This is a genomic window from Xanthomonas dyei (assembly GCF_002939865.1).
Taxonomy (GTDB): domain Bacteria; phylum Pseudomonadota; class Gammaproteobacteria; order Xanthomonadales; family Xanthomonadaceae; genus Xanthomonas; species Xanthomonas dyei.
The window spans coordinates 1-360 of sequence record NZ_MDEE01000129.1 but is presented as its reverse complement, the minus strand read 5'-3'; the positions used below and the strand labels follow the sequence as shown (position 1 = coordinate 360).

The following is a 360-nucleotide window of genomic DNA, read 5'->3' as shown; positions in this document are numbered from 1 at the left end:
TGGTCAATCGACTTCATGTCCGATGCGCTGTGGGATGGTCGGCGTTTCCGCACGTTCAATGTCATTGACGACTTCAGTCGGGAAGCCTTGGCGATCGAAGTGGACTTGAATCTTCCGGCGGCCCGCGTCATCCGCACGTTGGAACGCATCGCAGCCTGGCGCGGCTATCCCGCTAAGCTTCGCTTGGACAATGGCCCGGAGTTTGTCGCATTAGCCTTGGCCGAGTGGGCCGAGTGCAAAGGCATCGCATTGGATTTCATCGAGCCGGGACGGCCGATGCAAAACGGTTTCATCGAACGCTTCAACGGCAGCTACCGGCGCGGCGTGCTGGATATGCATCTCTTCCGCACGCTGAGCGAG

General features: G+C 59.4%; 1 protein-coding gene. It reads left to right on the top strand.

Annotated features, from left to right (window positions below; all coding sequences use genetic code 11):
- On the top strand, positions 1 to 360 hold a 360-nt coding region (locus XdyCFBP7245_RS23520), incomplete at both ends, for a DDE-type integrase/transposase/recombinase (RefSeq protein ID WP_146091745.1).